The organism is Camelimonas fluminis (genome assembly GCF_014656355.1).
Lineage (GTDB): Bacteria > Pseudomonadota > Alphaproteobacteria > Rhizobiales > Beijerinckiaceae > Camelimonas > Camelimonas fluminis.
In genome coordinates, this window is record NZ_BNCG01000047.1 from 1,441 (window position 1) to 14,774 (window position 13,334).

Here is a 13,334-nt window from a genome sequence, read left to right on the forward strand (position 1 = left end):
GCCCGAAATCGTGCCCGTTGATGGCGCTTTGCATGGCCAAGTGCTCCTCGGTGTCGTCGACACTTTCGAGCCTCGTCGTCTTTTGGGATCAAACAGATACGCTCCGGCAGGAGCGCGAGCGAGCTCAGGAACAGATCTTGATCTGGGTTAAAGACCTGGCGCCTTCTCCTGTCAGTCTGACCTGCGCGCCTCGCGCATCTTCGAGTCAAGGAATGTGAAGCATGGCGTCAAACAGCCACCAAGACGACATGCCAGCGTCCCGCGGTGTCGAGGATCATGAAGCTGCAAAGCCTCACGACCGCGCCGTGCAGAGCGCTCTGGTCGAAGCCCAAAAGCAAATCCTTCAGTTCCTCCAGCGGCGCCTCGGCGATCGCGACGCGGCAGACGAGGTCTTGCAGCGCTTCTCACTGCGGGCACTCGAACGCGCATCTCAACTCCACGATGTTCGAATGGTGCGCGGCTGGTTGGGCCGCATCCTCGCGACAACGATCGTCGACTACCAACGAGAGACGGCACGCCGCCGCCGCCGCGAAATCGTAGTCGATCAGGCTGAGGTCGAGAACCACCCCGTCGATGAGGAGCTCGACGCGGCGATCTGCAACTGTCTTTATCGCCTATTGCCGACGCTGAAAGCAGAATACGCCGACATCATCTGGCGCGCCGATATTCTCGGAGAACCGAGGAACCGTTTGGCGGAGAGTTTGGGGACGTCGTTGAACAATCTGACCGTGCGATTGCATCGCGGCCGACAGGCGTTGCGCAAACGTCTCGAAGAGATGTGCCGGACGTGTCCGGTGCATGGCTTCTTGGATTGCCATTGCGAAAAAGGCGAACAAACGCAAGCGTTCGCCGATGCCAAGGCCAAGACCACCCCATAACCCGGGGCGCTCGCCGATACTTCATGGCTGCACCCATACCGACCGCCGGCTGTGTGTCTGATCTGGCGCGATCAGGATCGCTCACGCACCGGTTCCAATTGAGAGCCAAGTAGGTCGCCTGCGACCTAAATCGTCGTTCTCAAGCGGGCCATCGAGGGACGAAACGCTCGCGTCATGAGGAACGAGACCCTTGTCGCGGCCATTCTCCCAGCGCGACGATCCAGAGGCCGAGCAGATTGGCCAGCGGCACGAATGCAAGAACCGACCAGAATGGTGAGTATCCAATCCGAGCGAGAATGCGCCCAATTGGGTAAAGCACCAAGGCTGCAAACACAACGAACGCGACCCAGTGCCAAGATGACCAGTAGCCGAGCATCATATACGAGTGGTCCATTATCGGAGCGTCCTTGGGGTGGTAACCTGCACGTTCATGGGCTGTCGGGTTACTCTGTTTTCGAGGGCGACCCACATGACGTGATCACGACGCGATCTGGCCGTTCGTCAGCGCCGCTTTGTCATAGGGAAATACGACATTCGGGTCGGGGAGGTCGCGCGCACGATCCTTTCCGCCGAATTCGAAACGCGTCAGAAGATCACGGATGACGTTAAGGCGGGCCTCCGATTTGTCGTCTGCGCGGACCATAGTCCACGGCGCGAAGGGCGTATGCGTTCTGGCCAGCATTTCATTGCGGGCTGTACTATAATCATCCCAGTGCTTTGTCGCAGCGTCGTCGATGGGACTGAGCTTCCACTGCTTCAGTGGGTCATCTCGTCGCTCTTTCAGCCGACGTTTCTGTTCACTCCGCGAGATATCCAAATAGTATTTGACAATGGTGACGCCGCAATGGGCGAGCAACTGCTCGAAGAGTGGTGCTGTCGTTAGGAATTCTTCATAGTCCTCGTCGCTGCAGAAGCCCATAACCCGCTCGACCCCGGCACGGTTGTACCAGCTGCGATTGAACAGCACGATCTCTCCGCCGGCCGGCAGGTTCGGAACCCAACGTTGAAAATACCAGGATCTCTGATCTCTGTCAGACGGCTTGCCCAAGGCGACAACACGCGTGTCGCGTGGGCTGAGATGCTCGACGATCCGCTTTATCGTTCCGTCCTTGCCGGAGGCGTCTCGTCCCTCAAAGAGCAGCAGAACCTTCTTGCCGGATTTAATGACATGCTTTTGGAGCCGCGACAGGTCAACCTGGAGCTCGCGAAGTGCTTTGCTCGCGGCGTCGCGCTTGTCCTTCTTACCCATTTACGAATCCTGCCATCTAGTCTGTCATGCATTCCGCCGTTGCAGGCGCTCAATTAGGCCTGGAAGGGATTTCAGGCCAAAGGTTCATTCCGGAAAGCGGTCTCCGCCAAACGGGTGACGGAATCGAGATCGTACAGGCCGCATACGGCGCGCTGTCCGCGTTACGCGGCTAGGCAATATCAACCCCCGCCGCAGCAGCTCGATCTTTTCGGTTGAACGCGCGCGGTGGAGGCTGAGCCACCCTGATCACCAGCGGATCCTGCCGTTGCCGCAGGTTGGGCGTCGCCTTCGTGAGACGCGCATGTGTCGCGGGCATGGGCTGTCCCACCTTCCGATCTCCTGTGGTCTCCGCAACAAGAGGCGGAAGTCGACGCGGCATGCGCGGGGGATTTGGTCTCGTCGACAGATTTCATCGCGATGGCTCCTGCTCCAAAGGCATGATGATAGAGGCGTTGCTGCTGCTTGCGCTTCGTGCGCATTCGCTTCACCATCCATGAAGCTAGCCATGTCAAGATGCGGCATCTTTAATCTCGATTAAGCATCAACGACCCTAGGCCCTTTAGTTGGTGCGCTCGGCCAAGTGGCTTCGATGGCTTCGTTGCTTTGCGTATTTGCGGGTTCCGGTGCGCGGCGTAGTTGCCTGGAGCCTGGTGAGGAGACCGATCATCAGCCTGACCGCCACGACCATGGTCCGAAGTGGACGGCTGCGGCCGGCGACGCACGCTCTGCAACTTCGGCTGGAGGCCATTGCTCAACTCAGTCGAACCTACGTCCACGGTCGGCGCTCGAGCCAGCCCATCGCCGTTTCGGGGTCCACGCCGGCGACCTCGATAAGTCGATCTGGGTTCAGTATTCGCAATCGACGATAGCGGAATTGAACGATACCCTCCTTGCGCATCGCGCTGAGCACGCGGTTGACGTGGACGAACGTGAGCCCCGTTGCATCACCGATCTGTTCCTGCGTCAGCGGGAGCGTCATCTCCTCTATATGATTGCCCGGCCATTGTGCGCGGTAGCGCGTGAACAGCTCGAGGAGCAGGTGCGCAACCCGCTCGCGGGCCGACCGCCGTCCGATGCTCGTCAGATGATCGAAGGCGAGGCTGCAATCGCGTGCCAGCGACCGCACCAGCCGCTGGCAGATCTCCGGTTCTGTGCGGGTATGGGCGGTCAGGACAGGGACAGGAATGACGGCTACGGTCACCTCCGTTAAGGCCTGCGCGCCGATCGTCGCGGGCCCTCGTCTTGACGGCAGAATCCCCAGGATCGCGCCCGGCAGCGCGAACTGAACGATCTGCCGTCGACCATCCTCCAACAGCGTATAAACAGCTACCCAGCCATCGAGCAGATTGAAAACCGATTTGCCTGTCCACCCTAGGCTGAACAGGTCGCGGCCGGCTTCGATTTTGCGATCGCCCGTGTGGTAGCCGGGAAGCAGACGATGTTGCTCGGTCGGCAAAGCTCCACCGGCCGACGCGCCTGCCGGCGCGCCGTCCTGCGCCTCCTGGCGCCCGCGACGCCGTATCAACTCATCGCCCCGCGCGCAGCTTCGGCGGCTCGCGTCAGCCAACGACAATTCACGTAACACCAGTCCATTCCGCTCGCGCTCGACGGTTCCCCAATCGTCGCGGCGGAGCGACCGGGCTGTCTTTTCTGTTAAAGACGCTCGATCCAAGCTCACATTACACCTCCCGGGCGCGAAGCCCGTTGCGGCAGCTGCTCACGCAGCCCAACAAATTCTTTGGCAGAAATGTCGCTGATGACCGTTGGCCCGTGCCAAGTCACTCAGTCGGGCGTAGCCGAACTCAGCCATGTCCCCAACGAAGCAGCGGGGTACAGGATGGCCAGGAAGCCCTAGAGGTCGCAAAAGCGCGGGACGGGAGGATCGCTTCCGAGTAAGACGAGCCGCGCAAGATCCTCGCGCGAGGGCAGCAGCGCAGAGGACTCCAGCCGAATGGTCAGGACATCTTGATCCTGTGGTGGCATCGGCAGATAACACATGGCGCACATGCTCTTGCAGCAGCGCACATCATGGAACAGGCAATCACTCTTCTGCGGCGCGGAAACGAGTACCGCCGATACGCTGGCGTCGCTCTGCGGCCTGACTTGGCCGGCATGACCCGCATGAGCCTGCGCCGATGCCCCTTGCGCAAGCAAGGACAGCGTGCAGAACATCAGCAAGGCCAGGATCCTGAGCATTCGCTCGCCCCTATAGGCTTTCCGTTGGCGGCCGCGCCGCAACCGCGCGCGCAGGATGAACCTTATCCCTCTTGCGCTGTTGAAAGAAGCCGACGGCTAATCTCCATCACATTCCAGGAAAACGCGTCTTGATTCAGATCAATCACGCGAACCTATCGGCCACGGAACGGCCCTTCCCTTGAAATCCCGTGCCCTTTCATGGCGTTGGTCGCTGTTCGATCGATGTTTGATCGAGATTAAAGTGCAAATGCCCCGGCCATGATCTCTAAATGCTCTAGGACGTGTCCTGCGGATCGGAAATGCCCACGATAGACCCGACACCGGCAGAACGAACGCGATGGGTCGCGCTGCTCGTCTCGCGCAGCCGGCAGAGAACCCTCCTGTGCCCGTTCTTCGCCAAATGCGATGGCCTGCTCCTGATCGACCCGCTCTCGCCGGCTCGAGAATTTCGACCGAATCGTGAGCGAACCAGCGAATCCACCTGTGAGCTCATCCTCTCAAGCGGAGCCACCAAGCTCGTCTGCGGGTTTATCGGCAGCGCCGAGCGGGAGCGCCTCGCCGCGTCCGGCATCGACATCCGCGTTGGTTCGTGCGCGCGATCGGTGGCAAGCTTGGTGCGCGAATTCAGTGCCTTGCCATCGGTCTCTTCGGTTCGGGGGGATGATGCCTCGCCGGCCGCCGCACCTTCTCGTGGCGCGAGGGGGCTTCGATACGCAACGACGAGCACAGCCTTGAAACCGCGCCGGTCCCGACGGACCGACAGACATTAGGTCGGCCGCCGCCTGCGGCTTCCGCGCGCCGGCGTCGCCGCTTTAACCGAGATTAAAGACTGGCTCGCTGGAGGCGCTCAAACGTTCGCAGGTGAGCAGACGCGCGATTTGCCAAACCGCTCACGGCAGCGGCCCTTCGTTTCCTCGGGAAGGACTATGCCCATCGTCATTTGGCAAGGTCACTAACCCGGCGAGGCCGTGATGCAACCACACACCGACCACCTGAACCAAGAGCCACAGCGGCCGAGCCGCTTCAGCGCGGCGAACATTGCACTCTACGGCTTTCTGGCGATCGCCGCATTCTACCTGATCACGGAACATAGCGCGCATCTTCTGGGCTGGCTGCCCTTTCTTCTCATCCTTGCGTGCCCGCTCCTGCATGTGTTCATGCACGGCAAACACGGCGGGCATGGCGGTGACCAAAATACCCCGACGTCGCCACCTGGCCAATCCCCGCACCAGCATTGATGATCTCAGCGGAGCGCCCCGATGCACGACAGTATTCCAGCCTACGGTCTCTGGTCCCTCGTTGTTCTGAACTCGATCGTCTTCATTTTCTTCGCGTTCAGCTTCTTCAAGCCGGCGACGCCGCGGGACTGGCGCTCCTTTGGCGCCTTCAGCGCCTTCATCATCGCGCTCTTCACCGAGATGTACGGCTTTCCCCTGACGATCTATCTGCTCTCCGGCTGGCTGCAGTCGCGCTATCCCGGCGTCGACTGGTTCTCGCATGACGCCGGCCACCTGCTCGAAGAGCTGTTCGGCTGGCGCGCTAATCCCCACTTCGGTCCCTTCCATATCCTGAGCTTCGTCTTTATCGGCGGCGGCTTCATCCTGATCTCCGCCGGATGGAAGCCGCTGTATCAGGCGCAACGGCAGCACAAGCTGGCAACGACAGGCATCTACGCGCGGATCCGGCATCCGCAATATGTCGGCTTCGTCCTGGTTATGTTCGGCTTTCTGCTGCAGTGGCCGACGCTGCTGACGCTCGCGATGTTCCCTGTCCTGGTCTTCATGTATTGGCGACTTTCCAAGCACGAAGAACGCGAATCTCTCGCCGAATTTGGCGACGCCTATGCGCGCTATATGCGAGAAGTTCCGGCGTTCATTCCGCGTCTCTCGGCGCAGCGCGCCGATGCGAGAGGATGAGCGCAATTGTCGAACCGATAATCGACTCAACCATTTATGACTTCAGCGCTGCGTCTGTTCAATCCACGTTAAAGTCTGCTGCCCGTCCACGCGCATTCTAGTCCGGGTTTGCGTCAAATCGACTGAGAAAGCGCGGCCATGGATGCCCTTGTTTTCAAATCTCTTCGTCGTCTTATCAAAACCGGAAGTCTCACGATAACGACAGCCAATGGTATCGCCCGAACATTCGGTGACGGCTGCGGCTTCGCGGTTGCGATACGGTTCAGATCTGCCACGGCGCAGCGACGGGTCCTGCTCGATCCGGAACTGCACCTTGGCGAGGCCTTCGTCGACGGCGACCTCCTTGTCGAGCAGGGCACCATCACGCAGCTGCTCGAGTTGCTCTTGTCCCAGGATCGCACCGGCGCCCCGCAGATCGCGACAAAAATGCTGTCCGGCCTGCGCTTCGCCCTTCGGCGGCTGGCGCAAAAAAACGACCGCAAGCGATCCAGGCGAAACGTCGCCCATCACTATGACCTCAGCGGGAAGCTTTACAAAATCTTTCTCGACAGCGACATGCAATATAGTTGCGCCTACTTCGAAAACGCAGACATGTCCCTGGAAGAGGCGCAGCAGGCCAAGAAGCGCCATATCGCAGCAAAGCTGCGAGCCCGTCACAATGCGCGCATTCTTGACATTGGCTGCGGCTGGGGAGGTTTGGCACTCTACCTCGCTGACACGTTCAACGCCCGCGTCACCGGAATCACCCTCTCGGCCGAGCAGCTCGAATTCGCCAAGGCCCGCGCCGCTGCTGCTCTAGATCCGGGACGTCTCGACTTTCGGTCGCAGGACTACAGGGACGTGACCGAACGCTTCGATCGCATCGTCTCCGTGGGCATGTTCGAACATGTCGGCGTGAACAACTATGACGCCTTCTTCCGAAAATGCCGCGATTTGCTGGATGAGGATGGCGTGCTTCTGCTTCACTCGATCGGCCGCTCTGATGCGCCGGGCTACACCAACCCCTGGATCGCGAAGTATATCTTTCCAGGTGGATACATCCCGGCGCTTTCCGAGGTGCTGCCGGCGATCGAGCGGGCGGGCCTCGTCGTCACCGACATTGAAATCCTCCGCCTGCATTATGCGGAAACGCTCAGACACTGGCGCGAGCGATTTCTCGCCCGCCGCACTGAAGTGGTCGACCTGTTTGATGAGCGCTTCGCCCGCTTGTGGGAGTATTATCTCGGCGTCTCCGAACTCGCCTTTCGCTATCAAGGCATGATGGTGTTCCAGATACAGATCGCCAGACGGCAGAACGCCGTACCGCTCACCCGCAACTATATTCAGCAGGAAGAACACCGCTTGCAGGGCGTCATGATCGACCAGCCGGAATGCGAACGGATAGAGGAGGCCGCCTTCGCGGCGGTCAGCTGAAAAGCCGTGCCGCCGCAATGAGCCGGTCGCGTGCGCTCGCCAATCAGAGGGTCATTCTTGCGCCGACCGGCCGCTCATAATCCGAGCCAGTCGCACAACCCGCGCGGAATGCGACGGCTGAGGAGGAAAGCTGCGGTGATCGAGAAAACAGTGATGGCGCCGAAATGCCACAGCAGGACCATCGCTCCCGTGTCCAGGCTGTGAAACAGGTTCAACATGGTTGCGGGCAGGGAAAAGGCCGACAGAGCGGCAATCGCGATGATCGGTCCTCGCCACACAATGAGGCCGACCCGGCTGACGCCAACGAGGGCGAAGAAAACCGGCACGCCGACTGCCCCGATGATCAGCGGGCATTGCGGGCTGGTCTCGAAGGCCCAAGCACGCCAACCCTCACGGAAGAGGTCGACGGCAATGCTTGCTGACTCCGAGACGAGCCATAGCCCGCAAGCAACCAGCGGAACCAGAAGCCAGAGCCACGATCGGCCTGGGGTGCCCAGTATGAGCACCGTTACGAGACCTGTGACAAAGATCATCGCGGAGGTCGCGATAGAGGCGTCGAACATCGCATCCGCCAATCGGGAGGCGAGATCGGCACGAAAAGGCTGCGCAAGTGCGAGCGGGGGCAAGACGATCGCGAGAACAGCAGCCATCGAGAGCCGATGGGTGCGGATCCGCCTTTCGATTTGCCAAGGCCGTAGGTCGGCGACAAGCCTTTCGATCAACCGTTCCGTTCGAAGTCGGTGCCATGTCATGGTCAGCCTCCAGACGAGGGCCTACCCATATCTTTCGTAATCAAGCAGCACTTTGTTACTAACGCGCTCTTGAGATCTCAGTCCGGACGAATCCGAATGGCGGCGGCGATCGCGCGCTGGCGTCGCTTGTGCCCGGTCTATTGAACGTGAGCGCTTGAGAAGGTCACCGACACTGGGCGCGAACGTGCCGGAACGATAACCGTGACGGCGATTTCATACCGATCGTTGCCCGGAAGGGTGATAAATCCCCCGTAGGTGACGGTGTTCTCTATCCTCATGGGATCGAGCTCTACGGTTTGTTGGCCGACATGACCAAGGCCGCCGATCGTCGCGGATACCCGCGCATTCTCGATGCGCGCAGCCGTTTGCGCATCGAACACCGCCACGACGATGTGTTGCTGATGGCGTCCCGTTCCGGCGCCGCCGTGCATCGTGCTTTCCGAGTGAGCGGTTGGATGTCCTCGAACGACCGCCGCCGGCACGAGGCCAAGATAGACCGCCAGGCCATCCGCTTGGCGATAGCCATCATCAGCGACCGCCGTGCCGATCGCCAACATCATTGCGACGATGACGCCACCAGCGCGCCGCAGCCACGCCCGCACAACCATCTGATCTGCTCCGATCACACTCACATCGCAAACTCGCGGCGGTCCAGAATCGCGGCGTCGGGACCCACAGTCCGACCTATTGGCCGCGTTTCCGCAACCACTCGCGCATCCGATCGATTTCGGCCTGCTGGCCCGCGATCATCTGCTCAGCCATGGCCTTTACCGGCTCGTCGGATCCGAACTGAAGAACCGCCCGCGCCATGTCGATCGCGGCCTGATGGTGCGGGATCATTCCCTTTACGAAAGCCACGTCCGGGTCTTTCGCCTGCATCGCTTCCATCATCGGCATGTGCATGCCCATCATCGCCCGCATGTAGGCCTGCGAGGCCGACGGTAACGCCGCCAGGCATGCCGACATGTGCTCGCCCATCATGCCTTTCATCATCCCCATCATCGCTGCGCATTGCTGCTGTGGCACCATTGCGGCGGGCGGTGAGGCCGGGGCACCCGCATCACCGTCGCGATGCGCGTCATGCTGCGCAAGGGCGAGCGTCGGCGCGAACAGGACCGCGAATGCGAGCATCGCTTTCAACTTGAATTGCATGAACAGGCCCTCCTCATATCGTTCGTTGTGCTGTTGCGGCCGCGCAACGCCAGGTGTCATTTACCGCTGAAGCGCTGGATAGCCCGCCACCTACTTTTCAATCCTTGAAGTACGGTAGAACGCGCCACCATGGCTGAACTTAACTTCGATCAAGGATCGATCAGCTTCGGCCCTCGACAGATGAGTCCAGTTACTCAACTGAGACAAGGTGTGGGACGCGCTCGCGCGGTCCTGCGCGTACTATGTCGAGCGGACATCAGGCGACCGAGGCGGGGCTGTCATTTGGCGCGTTGCGAGTGGGGCACGAACATAGGTGAAGAGCTGGTGACGAATGACCTTTCGCCGATTCGAGGCCGGAAGAACGGCGCTTATCACGGCCCGGAAGCAGCTTCTTTGCTCCCGTTATTCTCCGGACGCCTGGAGATCTGACAATGCGCATTGTCGTTGCACTTGGAGGGAATGCGCTGCTGCAGCGGGGACAGCCTATGAGTGCCGATGCTCAGCGCGCCAATGTGCGAAAGGCCGCCCTGGCGCTCACCGATCTCGCAAGCAGCCACGACATTGTCGTCGCTCATGGAAGTGGCCCGCAAGTGGGATTGCTCGCCCTGCAAGCCGCCGCATTGAAGGAGGTTCCGCCCTACCCCCTCGACGTCATCAGCGCTGAAAGCATCGGCATGATCGGCTACATGATCGAGCAGGAGCTCGCCAACGCCCTTCCGCCGGCGACCCGGCTGGCGACCTTGCTCACACACATCGAGGTAGAGCACGACGATCCCGCGTTCGGCCGGCCCGAGAAGCCGATCGGTCCGATTTATGCGGCCCAGGAGGCCGAACGAGCCCGCGCCGAGCATGGCTGGCCCATGGTTGAAGAGACGCCAGGCCGCTGGCGACGCGTTGTCCCTTCCCCGTTGCCGAAGCGGATCGTTCAGATCGAGGTCATCCGCATGCTGGTCACGGCCAAGGTCGTCACCATCTGCGTCGGCGGCGGCGGCATTCCAGTCATCCGCAAGCCCTCCGGCGACCTTCAGGGCGTCGAGGCCGTCATCGACAAGGATCGCGCTGCCGGACTGCTGGCCGCCGACCTCGCCGCCGATGCATTTCTGATGCTGACGGATGTCGATGCCGTTTATCTCGACTGGGGCACGGCTCAACAACGTCCCGTGCGACGTGCGCGACCCGATGAACTTTCGGCCCACCAGTTCCCACCCGGCTCCATGGGGCCGAAGGTGGAGGCCGCCTGCCAGTTCGCCGTGACGCCCGGCCGGATCGCGGGCATTGGACGCCTGGAAGACGCCCGGAAGATCCTCGAGGGCAAAGCCGGGACAACCATCACACTCGGATAGACGCCTTCGCTTCCCCTTCCTTCGAGATCCTGCCAGAGGCTTCGTCGGGCGCACCGAGGCGACGGACACGCTGAACTTGATCTGGATTAAAGATTTCAGGGCGTGTGGCGGCGAGGTTCGTGACAAGGACGTTGTCGCTCCAAGTTATGATCAGTGCGGCAGAGACACCTATTGCTCGCCATGGCCACGCTCTGGCCAGGCCATCTGACGGACGAGGACGAATGAGCTCACCGCATTCCCATCACGATCACCACGACCATCAGCAGCACACTAGTGCAAAATCCGGATCCGACGCCGGTCACGGCGGCGCCAAAATCGTTGCGGCTGCCGGGTCCAGCCATTCGGACCATGCTGGTCACGACCACGGAGCCATGGTCGCAGATTTCCGCCGTCGATTCTGGGTCACCCTGATCCTGACGCCTCCGGTGCTGGTGCTTTCGCCGATGATCCGGGATTGGCTCGGTCTCACGGATGTCCTGTCCTTCCCAGGTGACGGGCTGGTCCTCTTCGCGCTGTCGACCATCGCCTATCTCTACGGCGGCTGGCCGTTCTTAACCGGCTTCTTCTCCGAGCTCCGCAAGGGACAGCCCGGGATGATGACGCTCATCGCGATGGCGATCTCGGCGGCGTATTTCTTCTCGGCGGCGGTCACATTCGGTTTCCCGGGTGAGGCGTTCTACTGGGAGCTCGTCACGCTTATCGCCATCATGCTGCTCGGCCATTGGGTCGAGATGCGCTCGGTGATGGGTGCGTCGCGCGCATTGGAGGAGCTAGTCCGGCTGTTGCCTGACCACGCCACACGCATCGATCCCGACGGCACGACGCACGATGTATCGATCACGGATTTGAAGCCGGGTGACCGCGTCATCGTCCGCCCGGGCGCCAAGGTGCCGGTTGACGGAGAAATCGTCGAGGGATCGTCAGGCTTCAACGAAGCCATGCTGACGGGCGAATCGCGTCCCGTCACCAAGACGGTCGGTGCAACGGCGATCGGCGGGGCGATCAACGGCGCCAACGCCGTGACCATCAAAGTGACCAAGACAGGTGACGCGACCTATCTCGCCCAGGTCATCGATCTGGTGAAAAAAGCCCAGGCGACGCGTTCGCGGACACAGGATATCGCCAACAGGGCGGCCGCCTGGCTGACCTACATTGCCCTGGTCGTCGGCTTCGGAACGCTGTTCGTCTGGTGGCTTTGGCTCGGCGCGCCGCTTGAGTTCGCACTGGAACGCATGGTCACCGTGATGGTCGTGGCTTGCCCGCATGCCCTTGGGCTTGCCGTGCCGCTGGTGGTCGCCGTCAGCACATCGCTGAGCGCCAGCAACGGCCTACTCATCCGCGACCGCGCCGCGTTCGAGCGGGCACGCAATCTCGACGCTGTCGTGCTGGACAAGACCGGCACGCTGACGGAAGGCCGCTTCGGGGTTAGCGACATTGTCCTACTTGCTGATGGGGACGAGAACACGGAACTCACATTTGCCGCGGCAGCGGAAAATCAATCGGAACACCCTATCGCTCACGGCATCGTCGCCGAGGCCAAGCGCAGGAACCTGACCATTCCCAAGGCCAGCGAGGTGAGCAACATCACAGGCGAAGGCATTGTCGCGAAAGTCGATGGCCAAGACATCCGTATCGTCAGCCCCGGCCATCTCGCCCGGCAGGGCAAGCCCGTCACGCACGACAAGCTCAAGCAACTCGAAGCTCAGGGCAAGACGGTGGTAGCGCTGCTGAGGGATGGCGCACCGCGGGCACTCTTCGCACTCGCCGACATCGTCCGGCCGGAATCCAAGGACGCGATCTCCGAGCTGACGCGGCTTGGCATCAAGCCGGTTATGTTGACGGGCGATGCGAAGGGCGTCGCCGAGAGCGTCTCGAAGGAACTTGGCATCGCGGAGTATTTCGCAGAGGTGCTGCCCGACCAGAAGTCCGACAAGATCAAGGAACTGCAGGCCCGCGGGCTCTCGGTTGCGATGGTCGGTGATGGCGTCAATGATGCGCCAGCGCTGGTTCAGGCGGACCTCGGCGTCGCCATCGGTGCCGGCACGGATGTTGCGGTCGAGTCCGCGGATGTCGTGCTCGTGAAGAGCGATCCGCGCGACGTCGCGGCCATTCTGGGACTGTCCCGCGCCACCTACCGCAAGATGGTGCAGAACCTCATCTGGGCGACGGGTTACAACACCGTGGCGATTCCGATGGCCGCCGGGATTACCTTCGGCACCGGCTTCCTGATGACGCCGGCCGTCGCTGCGGTCTTCATGTCCGCCAGCACCATCATTGTCGCCATCAATGCGCAGTTCCTGCGCTTTTACCGCAGGCAAGGATAATGGGCTTCTGCAAACCGGCCATCCGAAAAGGATGGCCGGGGCTGTTAATCCGGGCCTGTCGCAAACCGCGGCGGCGGCCGCGGAAATCCCTGCGGCTCCTCTGTTTTCAGG

At 61.3% G+C, this 13,334-nt stretch carries 12 protein-coding genes and 1 pseudogene; 7 read left to right on the forward strand and 6 right to left on the reverse strand.

Going from position 1 to position 13,334, the window contains the following annotated elements:
- Positions 1-218: pseudogene (locus IE243_RS23220) on the forward strand (hypothetical protein); the annotation flags it as partial.
- 3 nt (positions 219-221) lie between these two features.
- Positions 222-878, forward strand: coding sequence for an RNA polymerase sigma factor (locus IE243_RS20340; RefSeq protein WP_081739991.1), 657 nt, complete (start codon positions 222-224; stop codon positions 876-878).
- A 478-nt stretch (positions 879-1,356) separates the two neighbouring features.
- Here the strand turns inward: IE243_RS20340 and ppk2 are convergent, their stop codons facing one another.
- The 3 genes from ppk2 to IE243_RS20355 form a co-directional block, all read right to left on the reverse strand.
- Entirely contained in the window at positions 1,357-2,127 is a 771-nt protein-coding gene (ppk2, locus tag IE243_RS20345) for a polyphosphate kinase 2 (protein ID WP_034462666.1), read from the reverse strand.
- A 766-nt stretch (positions 2,128-2,893) separates the two neighbouring features.
- The gene (locus tag IE243_RS20350) at positions 2,894-3,805 is read right to left on the reverse strand and encodes a Crp/Fnr family transcriptional regulator (protein ID WP_244643282.1); all 912 of its coding nucleotides are present in this window, start codon (positions 3,803-3,805) and stop codon (positions 2,894-2,896) included.
- Between the two features lie 173 nt (positions 3,806-3,978).
- Positions 3,979-4,323, reverse strand: a complete 345-nt coding sequence (locus IE243_RS20355) for a hypothetical protein (protein WP_034462665.1) — start codon at positions 4,321-4,323, stop codon at positions 3,979-3,981.
- A 971-nt stretch (positions 4,324-5,294) separates the two neighbouring features.
- Here IE243_RS20355 and IE243_RS20360 point away from each other — a divergent pair.
- The 3 genes from IE243_RS20360 (at position 5,295) to IE243_RS20370 (ending at position 7,652) form a co-directional block, all read left to right on the forward strand.
- Positions 5,295-5,561 (forward strand): DUF2933 domain-containing protein, encoded by a 267-nt coding sequence (locus tag IE243_RS20360; RefSeq protein WP_034462664.1) that lies wholly within the window; start codon positions 5,295-5,297, stop codon positions 5,559-5,561.
- A 21-nt stretch (positions 5,562-5,582) separates the two neighbouring features.
- Positions 5,583-6,239 (forward strand): methyltransferase family protein, encoded by a 657-nt coding sequence (locus IE243_RS20365; RefSeq protein ID WP_034462663.1) that lies wholly within the window; start codon positions 5,583-5,585, stop codon positions 6,237-6,239.
- A gap of 138 nt (positions 6,240-6,377) precedes the next feature.
- Positions 6,378-7,652, forward strand: coding sequence for a cyclopropane fatty acid synthase (locus IE243_RS20370; protein WP_191321160.1), 1,275 nt, complete (start codon positions 6,378-6,380; stop codon positions 7,650-7,652).
- A gap of 74 nt (positions 7,653-7,726) precedes the next feature.
- Here the strand turns inward: IE243_RS20370 and IE243_RS20375 are convergent, their stop codons facing one another.
- The 3 genes from IE243_RS20375 to copM form a co-directional block, all read right to left on the reverse strand.
- Positions 7,727-8,404, reverse strand: coding sequence for an NrsF family protein (locus IE243_RS20375; protein ID WP_191321161.1), 678 nt, complete (start codon positions 8,402-8,404; stop codon positions 7,727-7,729).
- 137 nt (positions 8,405-8,541) lie between these two features.
- Entirely contained in the window at positions 8,542-9,012 is a 471-nt protein-coding gene (locus tag IE243_RS20380) for a hypothetical protein (protein ID WP_191321162.1), read from the reverse strand.
- A 76-nt stretch (positions 9,013-9,088) separates the two neighbouring features.
- A complete protein-coding gene (copM, locus tag IE243_RS20385) occupies positions 9,089-9,556 on the reverse strand; it encodes a CopM family metallochaperone (protein ID WP_244643283.1) in 468 nt (155 codons plus the stop codon).
- 431 nt (positions 9,557-9,987) lie between these two features.
- On the opposite strand from copM, the gene arcC reads away from it, so the two are divergent.
- Positions 9,988-10,899 (forward strand): carbamate kinase, encoded by a 912-nt coding sequence (gene arcC, locus IE243_RS20390; RefSeq protein ID WP_191321163.1) that lies wholly within the window; start codon positions 9,988-9,990, stop codon positions 10,897-10,899.
- A gap of 221 nt (positions 10,900-11,120) precedes the next feature.
- Entirely contained in the window at positions 11,121-13,223 is a 2,103-nt protein-coding gene (locus IE243_RS20395; protein WP_191321164.1) for a heavy metal translocating P-type ATPase, read from the forward strand.
- Positions 13,224-13,334: the final 111 nt, after the last annotated feature.

Excerpts from the sequence above, each read along its gene's own strand:
- IE243_RS20370 (WP_191321160.1), top strand. The coding sequence starts at position 6,378 with ATGGATGCCCTTGTTTTCAAATCTCTTCGTCGTCTTATCAAAACCGGA.
- IE243_RS20355 (WP_034462665.1), bottom strand. The coding sequence starts at position 4,323 with ATGCTCAGGATCCTGGCCTTGCTGATGTTCTGCACGCTGTCCTTGCTT.
- IE243_RS20360 (WP_034462664.1), top strand. The coding sequence starts at position 5,295 with ATGCAACCACACACCGACCACCTGAACCAAGAGCCACAGCGGCCGAGC.
- IE243_RS20380 (WP_191321162.1), bottom strand. The coding sequence starts at position 9,012 with ATGGTTGTGCGGGCGTGGCTGCGGCGCGCTGGTGGCGTCATCGTCGCA.
- IE243_RS20395 (WP_191321164.1), top strand. The coding sequence starts at position 11,121 with ATGAGCTCACCGCATTCCCATCACGATCACCACGACCATCAGCAGCAC.
- arcC (WP_191321163.1), top strand. The coding sequence starts at position 9,988 with ATGCGCATTGTCGTTGCACTTGGAGGGAATGCGCTGCTGCAGCGGGGA.
- IE243_RS20375 (WP_191321161.1), bottom strand. The coding sequence starts at position 8,404 with ATGACATGGCACCGACTTCGAACGGAACGGTTGATCGAAAGGCTTGTC.
- IE243_RS20365 (WP_034462663.1), top strand. The coding sequence starts at position 5,583 with ATGCACGACAGTATTCCAGCCTACGGTCTCTGGTCCCTCGTTGTTCTG.
- ppk2 (WP_034462666.1), bottom strand. The coding sequence starts at position 2,127 with ATGGGTAAGAAGGACAAGCGCGACGCCGCGAGCAAAGCACTTCGCGAG.
- copM (WP_244643283.1), bottom strand. The coding sequence starts at position 9,556 with ATGCAATTCAAGTTGAAAGCGATGCTCGCATTCGCGGTCCTGTTCGCG.
- IE243_RS20340 (WP_081739991.1), top strand. The coding sequence starts at position 222 with ATGGCGTCAAACAGCCACCAAGACGACATGCCAGCGTCCCGCGGTGTC.